Genomic DNA, 1071 nt, shown 5'->3' with positions numbered 1-1071 from the left:
CAATCGGGCGCTTTTCTGAAATAAGGAAAGCGTCTTTCTTCATGAAAAGGGCCAGATTGTTGAGGAAGGATTTTTACGTAAAGCTAAAGAAATAACTAATGAAATACATTTTGTAAGGAGAATTTTTTAGTGATTAATGATGAAAAAGAAATTATTTCTCTTATTAGAGAAGATAAATGGATGATGGAAATATTGGAATGTACAAAATCGATGAATTTGCCTGATTGGTGGATATGTGCTGGATTTATTCGATCAAAAATTTGGGATGTTTTACACGATTTTAGGGAGAGAACAGCTCTTTCAGACATTGATGTAATTTATTTTGATCCGACAAATATTGATGTATTAGAAGAAAAGAAAACCGAAGAAAAGCTAAAATGTCTAATACCGAATATCCCTTGGTCGGTAAAGAATGAAGCGAGAATGCATGTTAAAAGTAATATGCCTCCATATTTTTCTTCTGTTGATGCTATATCGAAGTTTCCTGAAACAGCAACAGCTTTAGGAGTAAAGTTAGATGAAAAAGACAATGTAATATTAACAGCCCCTTATGGAATTAGAGATGTTATTAATTTAGAAGTAAAACCTACACCTTATTTTGCAAAATCTGAAGAACGAGCTGAAATTTATGATGAACGTATAACAAAAAAGAATTGGAAATCTACCTGGAATCAGATAAAAGTTTACCACATCAACAACCATTATTAAGCTATAGGCGTTATCTTGAATAAGAAGAACGTTACTTATGGTGTGCAAACGTATTAAACGATATATAGGGGTGTTTAACACCAATGAGAATATTGAATGCATTATTTTTGTTCACACAAATATTTGATTATGAACCATTACAAATTATTTTTGCGGATATTTATTCATTTATTAGTCAATCCGCTTTTTCTATTATTATAGGTTTTGTTTTGTTCGGATATATATTTTTTTGGCTTACGAAGAAATAAAATTGATATTCTCTGTCCTTGGTATTGAGAATTCCAAAAGTATTTTATTGACGGGTGCTTTTTTTCAAGAAGAAACAAACTATTCTATATATGATCTTCCGCAATCGGGCGCTTT

The 1071-nt window shown here is 31.0% G+C and carries 1 protein-coding gene; it reads left to right on the top strand.

Features of this window, described 5'->3' with window-relative positions; genetic code table 11:
- Positions 1-180: 180 nt before the first annotated feature.
- On the top strand, positions 181-708 hold the full coding sequence (locus PQ474_RS26165; RefSeq protein ID WP_273848510.1) for a nucleotidyltransferase family protein: 528 nt from the start codon (positions 181-183) through the stop codon (positions 706-708).
- Positions 709-1071 lie beyond the last annotated feature (363 nt).

The sequence above is a fragment of the Halalkalibacter alkalisediminis genome (assembly GCF_028610705.1).
Classification (GTDB): domain Bacteria; phylum Bacillota; class Bacilli; order Bacillales; family Bacillaceae_D; genus Halalkalibacter; species Halalkalibacter alkalisediminis.
Note: the sequence above shows the minus strand (reverse complement) of the source record. Positions and strands in the feature narration are given on the sequence as shown.

Coding starts and splice junctions, on each gene's coding strand:
- PQ474_RS26165 (WP_273848510.1), top strand. CDS start 181: ATGATGGAAATATTGGAATGTACAAAATCGATGAATTTGCCTGATTGG.